Annotated in this window: 16 protein-coding genes and 1 pseudogene; 3 read left to right on the forward strand and 14 right to left on the reverse strand. The window is 70.0% G+C overall.

Features of this window, described 5'->3' with window-relative positions:
• Nucleotides 1-16: 16 nt before the first annotated feature.
• From ACNPQM_RS07815 to ACNPQM_RS07845, 7 genes are all read right to left on the reverse strand, one after another.
• On the reverse strand, nucleotides 17-664 hold the full coding sequence (locus ACNPQM_RS07815) for a TIGR04282 family arsenosugar biosynthesis glycosyltransferase (protein ID WP_358856950.1): 648 nt from the start codon (nucleotides 662-664) through the stop codon (nucleotides 17-19).
• Nucleotides 661-1,395: a glycosyltransferase family 2 protein gene (locus ACNPQM_RS07820; RefSeq protein WP_418083422.1), complete on the reverse strand. Its 735-nt coding sequence runs from the start codon at nucleotides 1,393-1,395 to the stop codon at nucleotides 661-663. Before ACNPQM_RS07820 ends, ACNPQM_RS07815 begins: the two co-directional genes overlap by 4 nt.
• A gap of 196 nt (nucleotides 1,396-1,591) precedes the next feature.
• On the reverse strand, nucleotides 1,592-2,653 hold the full coding sequence (locus tag ACNPQM_RS07825; protein WP_418083423.1) for an NAD-dependent epimerase/dehydratase family protein: 1,062 nt from the start codon (nucleotides 2,651-2,653) through the stop codon (nucleotides 1,592-1,594).
• Between the two features lie 223 nt (nucleotides 2,654-2,876).
• Nucleotides 2,877-3,482, reverse strand: coding sequence for a hypothetical protein (locus tag ACNPQM_RS07830; protein ID WP_358856953.1), 606 nt, complete (start codon nucleotides 3,480-3,482; stop codon nucleotides 2,877-2,879).
• The gene (locus ACNPQM_RS07835; protein ID WP_418083424.1) at nucleotides 3,479-4,735 is read right to left on the reverse strand and encodes an MAB_1171c family putative transporter; all 1,257 of its coding nucleotides are present in this window, start codon (nucleotides 4,733-4,735) and stop codon (nucleotides 3,479-3,481) included. The genes ACNPQM_RS07830 and ACNPQM_RS07835 overlap by 4 nt, the downstream gene beginning before the upstream one ends.
• Nucleotides 4,736-4,770: 35 nt before the next feature.
• Nucleotides 4,771-5,343, reverse strand: coding sequence for a toxin (locus tag ACNPQM_RS07840; RefSeq protein WP_358856955.1), 573 nt, complete (start codon nucleotides 5,341-5,343; stop codon nucleotides 4,771-4,773).
• Nucleotides 5,344-5,349: 6 nt separating this feature from the next.
• A complete protein-coding gene (locus tag ACNPQM_RS07845; RefSeq protein WP_358856956.1) occupies nucleotides 5,350-5,826 on the reverse strand; it encodes a hypothetical protein in 477 nt (158 codons plus the stop codon).
• 844 nt (nucleotides 5,827-6,670) lie between these two features.
• On the opposite strand from ACNPQM_RS07845, the gene ACNPQM_RS07850 reads away from it, so the two are divergent.
• Nucleotides 6,671-6,874: a cold-shock protein gene (locus ACNPQM_RS07850; protein WP_358856957.1), complete on the forward strand. Its 204-nt coding sequence runs from the start codon at nucleotides 6,671-6,673 to the stop codon at nucleotides 6,872-6,874.
• 554 nt (nucleotides 6,875-7,428) lie between these two features.
• On the opposite strand, the gene crcB is transcribed toward ACNPQM_RS07850, so the two are convergent.
• The 3 genes from crcB to ACNPQM_RS07865 are packed head-to-tail and all read right to left on the reverse strand — an operon-like array spanning nucleotide 7,429 to nucleotide 8,653.
• The gene (crcB, locus tag ACNPQM_RS07855) at nucleotides 7,429-7,803 is read right to left on the reverse strand and encodes a fluoride efflux transporter CrcB (RefSeq protein WP_418083425.1); all 375 of its coding nucleotides are present in this window, start codon (nucleotides 7,801-7,803) and stop codon (nucleotides 7,429-7,431) included.
• Nucleotides 7,800-8,165 (reverse strand): DUF190 domain-containing protein, encoded by a 366-nt coding sequence (locus ACNPQM_RS07860; RefSeq protein ID WP_358856959.1) that lies wholly within the window; start codon nucleotides 8,163-8,165, stop codon nucleotides 7,800-7,802. The genes crcB and ACNPQM_RS07860 overlap by 4 nt, the downstream gene beginning before the upstream one ends.
• Nucleotides 8,162-8,653, reverse strand: a complete 492-nt coding sequence (locus ACNPQM_RS07865) for a fluoride efflux transporter FluC (protein ID WP_418083426.1) — start codon at nucleotides 8,651-8,653, stop codon at nucleotides 8,162-8,164. The genes ACNPQM_RS07860 and ACNPQM_RS07865 overlap by 4 nt, the downstream gene beginning before the upstream one ends.
• A 435-nt stretch (nucleotides 8,654-9,088) precedes the next feature.
• Between ACNPQM_RS07865 and ACNPQM_RS07870 the strand changes: the two genes are divergently transcribed.
• A complete protein-coding gene (locus tag ACNPQM_RS07870) occupies nucleotides 9,089-9,829 on the forward strand; it encodes a polyprenol monophosphomannose synthase (protein ID WP_418083427.1) in 741 nt (246 codons plus the stop codon).
• Between the two features lie 229 nt (nucleotides 9,830-10,058).
• On the opposite strand, the pseudogene ACNPQM_RS07875 reads toward ACNPQM_RS07870, so the two are convergent.
• Nucleotides 10,059-10,688: pseudogene (locus ACNPQM_RS07875) on the reverse strand (phosphoribosyltransferase); the annotation flags it as partial.
• A 99-nt stretch (nucleotides 10,689-10,787) separates the two neighbouring features.
• Between ACNPQM_RS07875 and ACNPQM_RS07880 the strand changes: the two are divergent.
• Nucleotides 10,788-11,573, forward strand: a complete 786-nt coding sequence (locus ACNPQM_RS07880; protein WP_418083428.1) for an HAD-IIA family hydrolase — start codon at nucleotides 10,788-10,790, stop codon at nucleotides 11,571-11,573.
• Between the two features lie 168 nt (nucleotides 11,574-11,741).
• On the opposite strand, the gene ACNPQM_RS07885 is transcribed toward ACNPQM_RS07880, so the two are convergent.
• The 3 genes from ACNPQM_RS07885 to ACNPQM_RS07895 form a co-directional block, all read right to left on the reverse strand.
• A complete protein-coding gene (locus ACNPQM_RS07885) occupies nucleotides 11,742-12,383 on the reverse strand; it encodes a CAP domain-containing protein (RefSeq protein ID WP_418083429.1) in 642 nt (213 codons plus the stop codon).
• Between the two features lie 727 nt (nucleotides 12,384-13,110).
• Entirely contained in the window at nucleotides 13,111-14,379 is a 1,269-nt protein-coding gene (locus ACNPQM_RS07890) for an ATP-binding protein (protein WP_358856964.1), read from the reverse strand.
• Nucleotides 14,380-14,569: 190 nt separating this feature from the next.
• Nucleotides 14,570-15,358 carry a DUF72 domain-containing protein gene (locus ACNPQM_RS07895; RefSeq protein ID WP_418083430.1) on the reverse strand — a complete coding sequence of 263 codons (789 nt, stop codon included), beginning with the start codon at nucleotides 15,356-15,358 and terminating at the stop codon, nucleotides 14,570-14,572.
• Nucleotides 15,359-15,429 lie beyond the last annotated feature (71 nt).

A 15,429-nucleotide genomic window follows, 5' to 3' on the forward strand; every position in this document is an offset into this window, starting at 1 on the left:
CCCGGCACCGTACCGCTCACCGGGCCGCCGCCGCGGTCAGCCGGGCCAGCGCCGCGGCGAACTCCCCGTGCGGTGCGGCGGCGGCGACGTGCGCGGCGTCCGCCGCTGTGTCCACGTCCCGCAGCCGCGGCAGATCGCGCACCGTCAGTCCGGCGTCGACGAGACGCCGCCGCTGGACCGCACCGGTCTGCGGGACGGACATGGGCACGCCGCGCACAAGGTCCGGGTCGGGGACGGCCAGGCCGAGTGCCCAGAAGCCGCCGTCGTCGGCGGGGCCGAACCAGGCGTCGCAGTCGTCCCAGGCGTCCGGGGAGAGCGCGGGCGCCAGTTGGGCGGCGGAGATCTGCGGGGTGTCCATGCCGATGAGCAGGGCCGGACCGGTACAGCCGGCGAATGCCGCCGCGAGCCGCTCGTCGAGTCCGCCGGAGCTCTGCGCCACCACCTCGACGCCCTCCGGCAGCCAGGGCCCGGGCCGCCCGTCCAGCACGAGTACGCGCCGCCGGGCGGGCAGCGAGAGCATCGTGCGCAGCGTGTCCCGGAGCGCCGCCTCGGCGAGCTGTGCGGCCCCGGCGGGTGTGAACGGCGGCGTGAGCCGGGTTTTGACCAGTCCCGGCAGCGGTTCCTTGGCGATGACGAGGAGGGCGGTCGGGCCGGACACGCTCATCGGGACGCCCCCTGACGGGCCGTCCCCGCGCTTGTCCGTTCCGGCGGCCTGCGCAGGACCGCGCGCATGTCCCGTACCGCATGCCAGGTCCCCCACCAGGTGCCGGTCACCTTGGACCTGCCCGTACGCGGCAGGTACGGGACATCGGTCTCGGCGACCCGCAGCCCTGCGTCCGACGCACGCACCACCATCTCCAGCGGGTAGCCGCTGCGCCGGTCGGTGAGCTCCAGTGCCAGCAGGTCCGCCCGGCGCCCGGCCCGCATCGGGCCGAGGTCGTGCAGGCGCAGTCCCGTCCGGCGGCGCACCATCCGGGCCAGCGCCAGATTCCCGGCGCGGGCGTGCAGCGGCCACGCGCCACGGCCCTCGGGGCGGCGGCGCCCCAGCAGCAGATCGGTCTCGCCGCCGGCGATCCGGCGTACGAAGCCGGGCAGCAGACCCGGGTCGAGGGAACCGTCGCAGTCGCAGAAGCAGACGAACTCCGCTTCGGCGGCGAGCAGTCCGGCTTGGCACGCAGCGCCGAAGCCGCGTCGCGGCTCATGTACGACGGTCGCCCCGAGCGAGCGGGCGAGCTCCGCGGATCCGTCGGTGGAGCCGTTGTCGACGACGACGGCGCGCCAGCCGTCCGGGATACGGCCCAGCACCCTGGGCAGCGCGGCGGCCTCGTCCAGACAGGGGAGGATCACGTCGGCGTGGGGGGAGCGGGCGGGGTAGAAGTCGGTCACCTCGCTCACACTACGGAGCGAAAGCCGGCATTTCGGGCTTCAGGTTCTTACGGAAGACGGACGTCGACCCTTCGGCGGACCGCCGACTGCCCGACCCGGCGGCCGGGATGCCAAGGTGACCGTATGGAGAACATCTCGGACACCTCGGGTCCCGAACCCCGCCCCGGCGGACCGCGCGGGCGTCCGGAGCCGGAGCGGCCGTCGGTCAACCGGTGGCGACCGCCCCCCTCAACGCCGCACCGGCGAACTCCTCCATCCCCTCCGCGAAACCCACCTCCGGGCGCCAGCCCAGTTCCTCCCTCAACCGCTGGGAATCCGCCGTCACATGGCGTACGTCTCCGAGCCGGTACCTGCCGGTGATCTCCGGTGCCGGACCGCCGTGCGCGGACGCCAGCGCCGTCGCCATCTCGCCGATCGTGTGCGGATCCCCGCTCCCCGTGTTGTACGCGGCGAAACTTCCCGCCCCGCGTCCCCCCACGGCCTCCAGCGCCACCGCGTTCGCGACGGCCACATCGCGTACATGGACGAAGTCCCGCCGCTGACCGCCGTCCTCGAAGACCTGCGGTGCCTCGCCCCGCTCCAGCGAGGAGCGGAAGAAGGAGGCGACCCCCGCGTACGGGGTGTCGCGCGGCATCCCCGGGCCGTACACGTTGTGGTAGCGCAGGGCCACCGCCCGGCCGCCCGTCGCCCGGGCCCACGCGGCGGCCAGATGTTCCTGGGCGAGCTTCGTCGCCGCGTACACATTGCGTGGGTCGGTGGGCGCGTCCTCGCCCACCAGCCCCGGCGTCAGCTCTGCCCCGCAGTCCGGGCAGCGCGGCTCGAACCGGCCCGCCGCCAGATCGTCCACGGCCCGCGGCCCGGGCCGGACCCGTCCGTGCCGGGGGCAGTCGTACCGCCCCTCGCCGTAGACGACCATCGAACCGGCGAGCACCAGATTCCGCACACCGGCCGCGGCCATCTCCGCCAGCAGGGCGGCGGTCCCGAGGTCGTTGCAGCCGACGTACTCCGGGGCGTCCGCGAAGTCCTTGCCCAGACCGACCATCGCGGCCTGATGGCAGACCGCGTCGACGCCCCGCAGCGCGTCGGCCACCGCCGCCCGGTCCCGGACATCGGCAACGATCAGCCCGTCCCGGCCGTCTCCGGCGCCCACGCCGTGGGCCGACTCCAGCAGCGCGTCGACCACCACCACCTCGTGCTTCCGCGCCGCCAGCGCCCCGGCGATGTGTCCCCCGATGAAACCGGCTCCGCCGGTGAGCAGTACGCGCATGTCCGTCACGCTAAGGGCTGTCCCGTCATCCCTGGTGGATCAGCGCACGGTGTCAGATGTGGTGCATCGCAAGGCGGAGGAGCGTTCTCGTACCTGGGCGTATTCGCGCGTTCCGGCAATGCGGCGAGGTGCCGTAGCTGTTGTCGTGCGCCCATGCCCTGCGCCGTGCGGGCACGTCACGGAATCGCCGGACCGAACGGGCGTCGGCGGAACCGAGCGGCCGTCAGGCGAACAGGAACGCGGTCGCGGTCCCCGCACCCAGCGCCGAGCCCGCCACCGTCTGGGCGACGCTGTGGTACCCGAGCGCCACCCGTGACCAGCACACGGCGACCGTCATCGCATACGCGAGCAGCCACCACGGCGAGTGGACCGCGGCCAGCAGCGCGACGACCGCCGAGGCGACCGACGCGTCCACCGAGATCTTCCAGACGGTGTTGACGGCCAGCAGCACGACCGTCATCGCCCACAGCGCCAGCATCGCCACCAGGATCCCGGTGGGCGCGTGGCCGAGGACCATGACGACCGAGCCTGCGCCGATCGAACCGAGGATGACGAGGAAGATCGGTGCTCGCTTCGTACGGTCGACCACATGCCGGTCGCCCCAGGTGCCGCGCCCCCGCTCCCACTCGATGTATGCGGCCGGGAGGATCCCCGCGCACAGGGCGCCGAGCAGGCCCCACAGCAGACCGGTCCAGTGGCCGGCGGCGGCCGACCCGATGCCGAGCATGCCGGCCAGCAGAAGGTTGCGAGGCTGCAGCACATCCGTGACCACGCGGGCGGTCGAGGCCGTCGTCGGGTCGGAGCCGGTGGCCGAATCGGTGATCGTCATGCCGTCCTCTCCATGGCAGCCGAAGCCGCCAGTACGTCCCGGGCCCGGTCCTCGGTGACGGTCCGGTAGGCCGTCGCCACCTGCACCAGCCACGCCACTTCACCGTCCTGATCGGTGGCGTGCTGGGTGCCGACTGCCGCGGCGCTGCCGGCGGGAGCACCGGTCTTCATCGCGGTGAGGGCGGCCTTGATCCAGTATGCGTCGGCGAGCGGACCGGCCTTCGCGGGGGCGGGGGCGTCGGCCGCGGCAGCTGCCGTGGTGGCCGGGAGCAGGCTGTCCGGTACGTAGTGCCGCAGCTTCTCGACCGCGTCCGCGATATCGGCGGCCCACCGGTCGATCCGGAGATCCGCTGGGGTGCCGAACCGGGTCAGCTCGCGGCGGAGCGACGCCGGGGGCTCGAACGGCTGGTCGGGGAACGCCGTCATCAACTCGTACCAGAGCGCGTGCAGTCGGGTCTGGGCCCGCCACAGCTTTGCCCGACGCCGCCCCTTGCTGAGGGCGGGGACGGAGGCGCCGACCGCGAAGAACGCGAACAGCACAACCTGCGCGGCCTCGGTGACCTCGTCGAACTCCAGCGCGAAGGCGGCACTCGGCTGGTCGACGACGCTGACCCACAGGAACAGGGTGCGGCTGACCGTGTAGGCGACCCCGATGAACATCGCGAACGTCATCATCGCGAGCCCCACCCGCAGATGGCGAAGCCCGGCAGCGGCGGTGGCCAGCGCCCACTGGTAGGCGCAGACCGCGGACGCGGCGCCGAGGTAGAGGTAGAACACGCTCATGTACAGCGTGGCGCCCCACTGGCCCGCATGGTCGGCGACGAAGCGGTCCGACGGCACGGAACGGTCGACGACGGTGAAGAAGAGCACCGTCAGCAGGATCAGCGTGGCGACGGACGCCTTGGCCGCCACCTGCTGGACCGCCCGGGCGAACCGGACGTGCCGCGGGACGTCACCGGCGTCGGGGTACTGGCCGTAGATGGCGACGATGTAGCTGAGGATCGCCAGGATCGCGATCGTCGCCGTGTAGTGCTTGATCAGAACCGAGAGGTCGGTGACCGGGCTGTTGTTGAGCCCGATCCGCACCACCTCGGTCTTGGTCCACAGGGCGGCGGCGAATCCGGCGTAACAGCCCCACAAGGCGCGGCGACGTTTGTCCTCTTCGTCGCCCCACAGGGCGGCCGGCATGCGCCACACGGCGACAGCCGTCATCAGGACGGCTATGAGATAGCCGGCGAGGTCGAGCGGGGTCACGGCGGGATTCCTCTGGGTGGGAGAAGGGGACAGGGTCACGTACGGCGGAACAGCCCGCGGCGGCGGTGCGCGACCGGGCGCGACAGCGAATTGGCGAGGCGCCCCACCATGTCGTCGCTGGTCACGTCCCTGGCCATCCGGGGGATGAGCGAGGCGCCGAACTCGGCGATCCGCTCGTCGTGCGTGTCGTACTGGGCGCGGGCCTGGACGGTGGAGTCGCCCGCGCGCAGCGCGTCGGCGATGCCGGAGTCCACGACCCGGGAGATCAGGGACGTGTCGAAGACGGGCAGCAGCCGCTGGAGCTGGTCCGCGTCGAGCGAGGTGCCGTGGTCGAACCACTCGTGGCACAGCTCGTGCAGGATGACGTGCTGGGTCCGGTACGCGGTCGGGCGCCGCCGGTAGAGCACGAAGCTGGTCGGGCCGGAGGCGAGCCGCAGACCACAGGCGGCATCGACGCGCGCCAGCCGGTCGGGCAATTCATGCAGGACGATGGTGCGCCCGCGGGCCGCCTCCATGTTGGCCACCAGGCCGGCGATCGAGAACGGTGCGGGGATGGGGAGGTCGGCCAGTCCGGCCTCGCACTCCTTCCGCAGCTTGCGCAGGGACATGGCGGCCTACTGCGCCGACGGGCCGTCGGCGGCGGAACCGCTGCCTTCGCCGTCGGCGGGGGTGCCGGGCCGGTTCTTCGCGTCCTCCAGGAGCGAGAGCGCGAACTGCAGGAGTTCCGGCGGCAGACCGTCGTCGGCCAGGCCGCGTCCGGCGAGCCCGCTGATCTCCCCGGTACGCCGCTTCGCGAGGAACCGCAGCCCGGCGACGACGTCGTCGACGACCTCGGACTCCTCCTTGAAGAAGCGCCAGTCGACGCCGAAGCCCAGTCCGAGGGCCTTGAGGATGTCCTCGGACGGCTGGGTGACCTTCCCGGCGAGGATGTTGGAAAAGTAGCTGTGCGACAGCGAGCCGCCGCGTTCCCTGACCAGGTCCGCGAATACCCGCCCCGAGATCTTCTGGCCGGGGAAGGTCTCCTCCACCATGTATTCGACCTTCTGCTGCAGCGTCCGCAGCTCCGGCGCGCGCTCTTCGCCGTTGTCCATCGGGGCTCCCACGTTCACGTCCGCCGGCACGCGCGCCCCTGGGACGCTGCGCCTGCCTGGATCCGGTCGACGGGCTCGTACTGTAACCAACCGGGATGAGGGGTCCGCAGCGTGGGGAGGCGGGCGAGACATAGCGGAACATCCTGCTCCGCTGTCAGGAGTGGGCTTGCGTAAATACTCTACGTCACTGTTAACTCGAAAAAACATGGGCAAGGGACCACGAGGGGAGTCCCTTGCCCGTGAAGTCGTCATGCGCCCGTGTGCCCGCGCGCCCGGCCGTGTGTTCGGGCCCGCAACGAGTTGTAGCCCTTCACGACGGGGGATGCGTGAAGGGCTACTCATGCATTATGACCATTGATCACTCCTCCATCAACTGACCGGCTGATCAGTGTCCACCGCCCCCTGCGGTCCGAGGGCGGCCACCGCCGCTGCTCCCGCTACCGGTTGCGCCGTCGTTCTGGAGGGCTGAGGGCTGCCCCGTAATCCCTGGCGGGCGCACGACGACAGCTGCGGCACCTCGCTGCGTTGTCGGAACGCCCGAATACACCCAGTATGAGGACGTCCTTCCGCCTTGCGATGCACCGCATCTGCAATGCGCGATAAGGGTTTATGCATGCCGGGCGGAGTGTAATTACACGCCGCGCGCGGTCGCTTGCATCGTGCTACGGTGGATCTCAGTTGCGGTTGTGGTTCCCGAAAATCCAAGGGCTCTTATCGCCACAATTGGCTGATGGGTGCGCTTTTGTAATTCCGGCATCATCATTCCGGACGGGGTAATCATTGCGGCGACGCGGGACCGGCACAGTGCGAGGTCCCCGGGCACTGCCCCAGAAGGAGAAAAGACATGGCTACTGGCACCGTCAAGTGGTTCAACGCGGAAAAAGGCTTCGGCTTCATCGAGCAGGACGGTGGCGGACCTGACGTCTTCGCCCACTACTCGAACATCGCCGCGAGTGGCTACCGTGAGCTCCAGGAGGGCCAGAAGGTGACCTTCGACGTCACGCAGGGCCAGAAGGGCCCGCAGGCGGAGAACATCACCCCCGTGTGATCCTGCAGATGCTCCAGCGTCTGACGCGCCGAGACGCGCGTGCGCAGCTGGGACCCGCACCTTCGGGTGCGGGTCCCGGCTCGTTGCTTTTTCCGGGCCCGCACCTGTGTGCCGGCCCCGTCCCCGTGACGGACACGGTTCATCATCCGCCGTGCCGGACGCGGTTCACTTTTCGCAGCCGGGCTTCTTCCGTGCATTTCGTCGGCCCGTTCCTGTGATTCCTGCGCCCCTTCACTTCAACGCGAAATTCCTCGATACGCGCCATATCGAGGGAGAGTTCTCCTGGAACCGCTCAACGTGCAGTAGCGACTGTTACTCCGGCGACCGCGGCGGAGCCCCGAGACGTTCCGGTTCGGGCTACCGTTCCGGTTCCGGATATCGCTCCGATGGCTACGGCCGCCGAAGAAATCATGAAGTCCCTTGGGCTGGCCGGCACATGGGAGGCGACGTCGCGGGGCTGGGCGGTCTTACCCGCAATGCGCGTTCGGCGACCGCGTGCCGCCGGCCGGGCGACGGCACACCCGTTTGGCGTACACGGGAGGATTGATCGCGGGTCACTGCCAGAGCGCCTCGGCGACCGCGACCCCGGCGAACACCGCGCCCAGCGCCGCCACCACGCTCGCCACGACATTGGCCGCCGCGTAGAACTTCGCCCCGTCCTCGGCCAGCCGCAGCGTCTCGTAACCGAACGTCGAATACGTCGTCAACGCCCCGCACAGCCCCGTACCGACGAACAGCTGAACCTGCGACGAGGCGGCACCGGCCGCCACCGCGCCGGTCAGCAGTCCCAGCAGCAGGGATCCCGCCACGTTCACCGCGAACGTCCCCCACGGGAAGACCGTGTCGTGCCGGGCCTGGACCGCACGGTCGGTCAGATAGCGGAGCGGGGCGCCGATCGCGGCGCCGGCGATCACCAGCAGCCAGGTCACCGGCCCTCCTCGCGGTCGCGGGGGCGGACGATCTCGCACGCGTCGAGGACGACGACGCCGTCCCCGGTCAGTTCGTCGATGACCGGCAGGAACGCGCGGATCCGGTCCTCGGTGTCCACGATCACGACCGCCACCGGCAGGTCCTCGCTCAGCGACAGCAGTCGCTGGGTGTGGATCCGCGACGAGGCGCCGAACCCCTCGATGCCACGGAACGCACTCGCACCCGCCAGCCCGGCACGGTGCGCCCGGTGCACGATCTCCGCGTAGACGGGGCGGTGGTGCCAGACGTCGGACTCCCCGACCAGGACCGTCAGGCGCAGCCCCCGCTCGGCCGCCCCGGCCGGTTCCGTCTCCCTCGTCATGGCTGCCTCCACGCCAGCACGCGGCGGGTCACCCACACCGCACTCCACACCGCGGCGAGCGCCGCCACCAGGGTCAGCCCGAGATACGCGATGCCGGTACGGGCCCGGCCGCCGTCCACCAGCCGTTCGATGTCCGCGGCGTATGCGGAGAACGTGGTGAACCCGCCCAGCACCCCCGTGCCGAAGAACGGGCGCACCAGCCGGTGCGCCGCCCATACGTCGCTGATCAGGACCATGAACACGCCGATCACCGCGCACCCGAGGACATTCACGATCAGTGTCGTCCAGGGGAAGCCGCCCGGCGGGGTGCTCCAGATCAGCGACGCTCCGTAACGGGCGGTCGCTCCGGCGGCGCCGCCGAGGGCGATGACGCCGAGGACGGGCCACTGCCCGCCCGGCTGCCGGCTGCGCTGCCCGGGTGCGGGCGCGGCACCCCGGGTGCCGTCGGGACCGTCCGTCACGGTCGTTCGGGGCTGCTGGGCTCCCATGGGCGCATGTCTCCTACCTGCTGGGTGCCCGGACACGAGCACGTTCCACCGCAAGTAGGGACCGTTGGCGGCACTGCTGCCGCGGTTCGGGTACGGCGGGCCCCACCGCCGCGCAGCAACCGTCACCAGTCCCTGCTCGCACCAGACTATCGCCCGGCCGAACGCTGCGCCCACCGCGCTCGAAGTGACCGGATTCTGCGGGTGGTTGACAGCACGATTCCGGTTCGGTGACGGAAGAGGTCCATAGAGCTCCGGGGCTCCGCCCGGCAGCTGCCCCAAGATGTCGCGACGGAGGGAGGGAAATCCGGAGAATGCTGTTTCGCTCATTTAGAGGGGAGGGGCGGGTGCTAGGCTCGCGCGGATCGGGAGCGCGGAACAATGGAGAAGTCCCGAGAACGTCTGGGAACCCCCGAGAGCACGAGAGAGCGCAAGGGAATGGCCGTGGAGAAGACCTCCCCGAGGATTGTGGTGGTCGTCCCCACCTACAACGAACGGACGAATCTGCCGATCCTCGTCGATCTGCTCAAGGATCTGCACCTGCCGAACCTGCACATCCTGGTGGTGGACGACAATTCTCCCGACGGCACGGGGGATGTTGCGGACCGGCTCGCGGCCGAGACCTCGGGCCTGGTCGGGGTATTGCACCGCACCGAGAAGGACGGGCTCGGGCGCGCCTACGTGGCCGGGATGACGCGTGCGCTCGCAGAGAAAGCGGAAGTTGTCATTCAGATGGATGCGGACCTCTCCCATCCGGCGTCGGTGGTTCCGGTCATGGTCGAGAAACTGTTCGCCGAGAATGCCGCAGTCGTCATTGGGTCCCGTTATGTGGAAGGCGGTTCGCTGGCCACCGAGTGGCCATGGCACCGCAAGGCGCTCTCCGCCTGGGCCAATTTCTATGTCAATGCCATTTTGCGACTGCACGTGAAGGACGCCACCGCCGGATTCAAGGCATGGCGGGCGGACACTCTGAAATCGATCGATCTGCCGTCCGTCCGCAGCAATGGATATTCCTTTCAGGTGGAGATGAACTACCGCACGGTCAGGCGCGGACTGCGGATGGTCGAGGTCCCGATCCGATTCGAGGAGCGGGTGAACGGTGAGTCGAAGCTCGGACTGCGCGTGCAGATCGAGTCGGCGGTGGCGCCGTGGAAGCTACGGTTCGGCAAGCAGGACTGAGCAACCGCGGCAGTGCCCCGGGTCCGGGCCGGGGAACGTACGGCGCGGACCGGCCTAAGAGCCTGTCGGGTGACCTCTGATCGGGCGGCCGCGCCCTGGCACGCACGCTTCCCGCGTTGCCGAAATGCCCTAGTAGCTCCGCTACGAGGACATCCCGCCGCCTTGGAATCGCACGCACCAGGCCTTGTCCGCTATCCGATCGAAGGTCACCCGACAGGCTCTAAGCCTTCAACAGGGCGAGAACTTCCTCGTCGGGCGTCTGGGAGAAGTCCCGGTACCACTCGCCGACGGCCGAGAAGAGGGCCGGCGTGGAGAGACAGACCACCTCGTCCACCTGCGTACGGAGCCAGGCGATCGTGTCCGCGGGCGCCACCGGAACCGCCAGCACCACCCGGGCCGCGCCCTGCGCCCGTACGACCTCGCAGGCGGCCGACGCCGTGGCGCCGGTCGCCACCCCGTCGTCGATCACGATCGCGGTACGGCCGGCCAGCTCCAGCCGCGGCCGGTCGCCCCGGAACTGCCGTGCCTGCCGGGTGAGTTCCGCTGTCTCGGCGCGCTCCACGGACGCGATGTCCCCGCGGCTGATCCCTCCGCGGCGTACGACGTCTTCATTGATCACCCGCACCCCGCCCTCCCCGATGGCACCGAATGCCAGCTCACGGTGGTACGGAACACCGAGCTTGCGGACCACGATCACATCGAGAGGTGCGCCGAGCGCGGTCGCCACCGCCGCGGCGACCGGGACCCCGCCCCGGGGCAGCCCCAGAACGACGGGTCTCTCCCCCTCTTTCTCCCCCTGCAGATGCCGGAGCGCTTCGGCGAGCTGCTTGCCCGCATCGGTGCGATCGGTGAACAACACGGTGGTTCACCTCCGACCCAGGGGAGACAGAGGCACGTACGCACCTACTTCGAAGCAACCCCATTTGCGGCGCCCGCGCAAGTCGGCGACGGTCGATCCATGGAACGGATCGGAGCGGTACTGATCGACATCGACGGCGTGCTCACCGTCGACTGGGAACCGCTGCCCGGTGCGGTGGCCGCCCTGGACCGGCTGCGTGCCGCCGGACTCCCGGTTGCCCTGGTCACCAACACCACCTCACGCACGCGTGCCCGGATCGCCGCGAAGCTGGTCGCGGCGGGCTTCCCCGTCGGCGAGGACGACGTCCTCACCGCGCCCGCCGTCACCGCCGCGTATCTGCGTGCCCACTGCCCGGGTGCCCGGTGCGCGCTGCTCAATACCGGCGACGTCAGTGAGGACCTGACGGGCGTGACCGTCGTCGACGTGGGGGAGAGCGCTCCCGCGGACGTGGTCGTCCTGGGAGGCGCGGGCGACGCGTTCGACTACGCGTCGCTCAACGCCGCGTTCCGCCACCTCCAGCACGGGGCCCGGCTGATCGCCATGCACCGCAACCTGTACTGGCGTACGGAGGAAGGCCTCGCCCTCGACACCGGGGCCTTCCTCCCCGGGCTGGAACGGGCCGCCCGGACCGAGGCGGAAATCACCGGCAAACCCGCCGAGGCGTTCTTCGCGACCGCCCTGGCCCATCTCGGCGCCACCGCGTCCGGCACGCTGATGGTGGGCGACGACATCGAGACCGACGTACTCGCGGCCCAGCGGTGCGGCATCACGGGCGTCCTCGTCAGAACAGGCAAGTACCTGCCCGAGACGCACCGCTCCGCCACCGGCACCCCGGACCACGTCATCGACTCCTTCGCCGGCCTCCCGGCCCTTCTGGACCGATGAGCCCCGCGGCCTCAGTCGCTGTCGCGCATGAGATGCGGCAGCCACTACCGCCGGTGGTCGGCGTGGGCCGCGGCGGCAACCCGGCTGTTTCCTGTGCGTCGTTCTGTGCCTCGACGCCGGCATCGCGACCAGGAGCGCCGCGGCGACCACCGAGGATTTCCTGGTCGGCTATCGGGCCGTTCCGAAATCCTGCGTCCAGTAGTGGCCGGGCTGCGCGAGTCCGATGCCGATTTCCTTGTACGTGCAGTCGAGGATGTTGCGCTTGTGGCCGGGGCTGGTCATCCAGGCGTTCATCACCGACTCGGGGGTGGAGTAGCCGTAGGCGACGTTCTCGCCGTAGGCGCGCCAGGTGTAACCGGCTCGCGTGATCCGGTCGGCGGGCGACGATCCGTCGGAGCCGGTGTGGGACATGTTCCGGTGGTCGGCCATGTCCTTGCTGTGGTCCTGCGCGGCCTTGGTCAGCTTGGCATTGACGGTGAGCGGCGAGCATCCGACCTTGCTGCGCTCGCTGTTGACGAGCGCCAGCACGCGGGCCGTGTCCGCGGGGGCGGTGGTCGGGGCGGGCGCTGCCGATGCGCTCGCAGACGCCGCAGGGCTCGTGGGCGCACTCGCAGTCGGCTTCTGCCCCCGGGGGCCGGCCTTCCAGTGGTGCGCGGAGTTCACGGACTCCCAGTGGGCGGAGGGCCGGCCGCCCGCGTCCTCCGGAGAACCCATACAGGCCATGGCCGCGGAGGGGATACCCACGGCTCCCGCTGCGACGACAGCGATGGCTATCGGGCGGTAGGACTTCTTCCTGCGGTGCTTCCTCATGCGTGACCTCGCTCGGTAATCGCCAAGCGCCCCGGTAGGGCAGGGCTCAGCGCAGTTCCTGGGCTTGAGCTTTGGAGATGCTGTGCGGCCGTCATTCTTGGAACTGCCGCGAGGCGGGGCAACACGCCTCATTACTATCGAGCGTCGTAGTGACGGCCGGCCCTTGCCGCAGCCGCCCGGCCGTGCTTGTCCGGCTCCCGGGGCAGCGAGAAGTCCTGTTGCGTCGTCAGGGTTCCCTGCATGCCGATGGAACGGGCGCGACCACCCGCCCGTTCGGATTCCGGCCCACCCTGTGCGGGGCATGTGACATCAAGTCGGACAAAACTCATCAAGTCGCCGTCGTGATATCTACTATTCGGTGACCGCATTGCCGAACATCGGTGTGGGAGATGTCACCGGCGAATGAATGCGCCTTCTCTTTTCGTTTCGCGCTGCGCAACGTGCGGTTCGTGAGTGCGCAAGGAAAGGAATGCCGCCCGAAAGGCGATAAAAGAAGATCACCTGAGCCGGGCGGGCAAAAGGATCACTCCGGCTGTGACGGGGCACCGCATCCGCGGATGCCCGGGAGCACCCGTCCCCCGGCCGAGCTCACCGAGCGCGGTGTGTTCTCCCGCGACGCCCGGTTTCGTACGCCTCCCCGCGATCATCCGGAAACGCCTGCCGGAGCCGCTCGGAGACCACGCGCCGGCCTGGGCCCGCCGGAGCGGACCCAGGCCGGCGCGGGCCTTCAGGTGCGGCCGTAGCGGATGGTGTGGTCGGCGAACTCCAGGGCCATGTCGGTGGTGACGGTGGGGCGGGTATGCCTGATCGTGTGGAGAAAGTCCTCGGTGGTCGGCTGGGCCCTCTCCCCCGTGTCGAGGGTGCGTTCGAAGACGGACTGGGCGACCGTACGGGCGGCTTGCTTGATGTCGGCGGGGGTGAATCCCTCGCTGGCGTCGGCCAGCACGGCCGTGTCGGCTTCGGTCCCGGTCTTGGCGATATAGCCGGCCCACAGGGCCTTACGGGCCTCGTGGTCGGGCGGCCCGACGGGCAGGACGTAATCGAATCGGCCATGACGCAGGAAAGCCGGATCCAGGGCGGCGACCGTATTGGTGGCGCAGATGAGCAGTCTGCCGTCGCGGTCACGGAACCGCACGATCGATTTGAGGAGCTCATTGACCACGCCGACAGAAATGGGGTCGGCGAGATTGCGGGTGCCGGCGACTTCCTCCACCTCGTCGATGAAAACCAGCGCATGGTCGAGTTGTGAGATCTCCTCGAAGCGGCGGCTGAGTCCGCTCGCGAGCCCGTCCTCCAGCGCGAGCCGGGAGGGGAAAAGTTCGACGAACGGCCAGCCGAGCCGACTTGCCACAGCCTTGGCGAACGTGCTCTTGCCCGTACCCGGGGGACCGAACAGGACGACGGCCTGGGGAGGTTCGACGCCGTGCGCGTCAGCAAGCTCGGGGTTGGCCAGCGGAAGCACCAGCCGGCGTTCGACGAGCCGCTTCTCGTCCGCCATACCCGAGAGCTTCTCCCAGAGCCCGGCCGCGGGCACCGTCGCCCCGAGCGAGGACAGGATCGCGGAGTCCTGGGCGGTCACCGACTGCACCTTCTCGAAGTACGTCAGCCCCCGATGCTGCCGGAACCCGGAATGGCCGAGCGCGGCGGCGCCCGTCTCCTCCTCGGGCAGGACCGCGGCGACGATCTTGGCTCCGGCGCTCTGCAGGCGGCGCTCCAGGGCGGAGAGCAGCGCGGTGCCCAGCCCCAGGTTCCGCCAGGCCGGATGCAGGGTGATACGCAGCACCCAGGCCCGGTCGCCGTTCACCCGCCCCACCGCCGCGCCCACCAGATGCCCGTCGGCCACCGCGACGACACCGGGATTCTGCGCCTGCACCGCGGCGACGACCTCGGACAGGCGGAATACAGCGGGCTGGTCGGTCGTGGTGCTCTCGGCGTCGAGCCGCACCACCGATTCGAGATCGTCCGGCGTGAAGTCCCGCACATGCCACACAGCCATGGCCCGGCCCTTGGACGTCGCTGCTTGAACTTCCATCATCAGCCAGGTCCGGCACGGTCGCCAATCAACGGCATACGGTCGCTCCGCGGGCGCCGGGCAAGGGGCTCGCCGGTGCGGCCCGCCTCATCGTGACGGCGAGCCGGTCCGATTCCGCGGTCCCCGGAACAACCGGAGCCCGGCAGGAAAACCCTCAGGACGTGGACTGCCCCGGCAGATCTCCGGGAGGCGTACGGCTCACCGTCCGGCCCAACGCGGCCGCTGCGCGGGCGAATTTCACGGCGTCCACGACGGCCGCACCACCCAGGTCGTTGTTGAAGTACACATACACATCGTCCTCGTCGGGCCAGGCGTCCACGATGCGACGGGCCCAGGACGTCAACGCCTGGCGGCCGTAGCGCGGCGGCGGCTCCGCGATGCCGCCGTGAAACCGTACGTACCCCCATGACGCGGTACGCCACAGCGGCGTCACCGGGCGGGACCAGCGATCTGCCCAGCACAGGGCGCTGCCATGCCGTTCCAGCACCGCCCGGAGCTCCCGCTCCGTCTCCCACCACGAGGTGTGCCGGAGTTCCACGGCCACCCGAACCCCGTCGGGAAAGCAGCTCAGGCAGGCGTCCAGAGCCGCGATGTCTGCATGGAAGTTCGACGGCAGTTGGAGCAGCACGGGTCCCAGGCGGTCGCCGAGACCCTCGGCGTGATCCATCAGCCGGAGCACCGGCTCCTCGGGATCGTGCAGCCGCTTCAGATGGGTCAAGTAGCGGCTGGCCTTGACCGCCATGACGAACCCCTGCGGCGTCCGCTCCCGCCAGGAGGCGAAGATCTCCTCCGTGGGGAGCCGGTAGAAGGCGTTGTTGTTCTCCACCGTGGCGAAGTGCCGGGCGTACTCCTCCAGCCACAGCCGCTGCGGGTGCCCGGGGGGATAGAGAACGCCGCGCCAGTCCTTGTACTGCCACCCTGAGGTTCCGACGAGCATGGGCATGGTCCGATCTCTGCCCCTGAGGCCGAAGGCCGTAACGCCTCGCCGGGCGAGTGCGCTGTGGTGGAGGCACG

Source organism: Streptomyces sp. NPDC056231 (assembly GCF_048270745.1).
GTDB lineage: Bacteria > Actinomycetota > Actinomycetes > Streptomycetales > Streptomycetaceae > Streptomyces.

Excerpts from the sequence above, each read along its gene's own strand:
- ACNPQM_RS07815 (WP_358856950.1), bottom strand. The coding sequence starts at position 664 with ATGAGCGTGTCCGGCCCGACCGCCCTCCTCGTCATCGCCAAGGAACCG.
- ACNPQM_RS07840 (WP_358856955.1), bottom strand. The coding sequence starts at position 5,343 with ATGTCCCTGCGCAAGCTGCGGAAGGAGTGCGAGGCCGGACTGGCCGAC.
- ACNPQM_RS07870 (WP_418083427.1), top strand. The coding sequence starts at position 9,089 with ATGGCCGTGGAGAAGACCTCCCCGAGGATTGTGGTGGTCGTCCCCACC.
- ACNPQM_RS07850 (WP_358856957.1), top strand. The coding sequence starts at position 6,671 with ATGGCTACTGGCACCGTCAAGTGGTTCAACGCGGAAAAAGGCTTCGGC.
- ACNPQM_RS07865 (WP_418083426.1), bottom strand. The coding sequence starts at position 8,653 with ATGGGAGCCCAGCAGCCCCGAACGACCGTGACGGACGGTCCCGACGGC.
- ACNPQM_RS07885 (WP_418083429.1), bottom strand. The coding sequence starts at position 12,383 with ATGAGGAAGCACCGCAGGAAGAAGTCCTACCGCCCGATAGCCATCGCT.
- ACNPQM_RS07830 (WP_358856953.1), bottom strand. The coding sequence starts at position 3,482 with ATGACGATCACCGATTCGGCCACCGGCTCCGACCCGACGACGGCCTCG.
- ACNPQM_RS07895 (WP_418083430.1), bottom strand. The coding sequence starts at position 15,358 with ATGCCCATGCTCGTCGGAACCTCAGGGTGGCAGTACAAGGACTGGCGC.
- ACNPQM_RS07845 (WP_358856956.1), bottom strand. The coding sequence starts at position 5,826 with ATGGACAACGGCGAAGAGCGCGCGCCGGAGCTGCGGACGCTGCAGCAG.
- ACNPQM_RS07860 (WP_358856959.1), bottom strand. The coding sequence starts at position 8,165 with ATGACGAGGGAGACGGAACCGGCCGGGGCGGCCGAGCGGGGGCTGCGC.
- ACNPQM_RS07890 (WP_358856964.1), bottom strand. The coding sequence starts at position 14,379 with ATGGCTGTGTGGCATGTGCGGGACTTCACGCCGGACGATCTCGAATCG.
- ACNPQM_RS07825 (WP_418083423.1), bottom strand. The coding sequence starts at position 2,653 with ATGCGCGTACTGCTCACCGGCGGAGCCGGTTTCATCGGGGGACACATC.
- ACNPQM_RS07880 (WP_418083428.1), top strand. The coding sequence starts at position 10,788 with ATGGAACGGATCGGAGCGGTACTGATCGACATCGACGGCGTGCTCACC.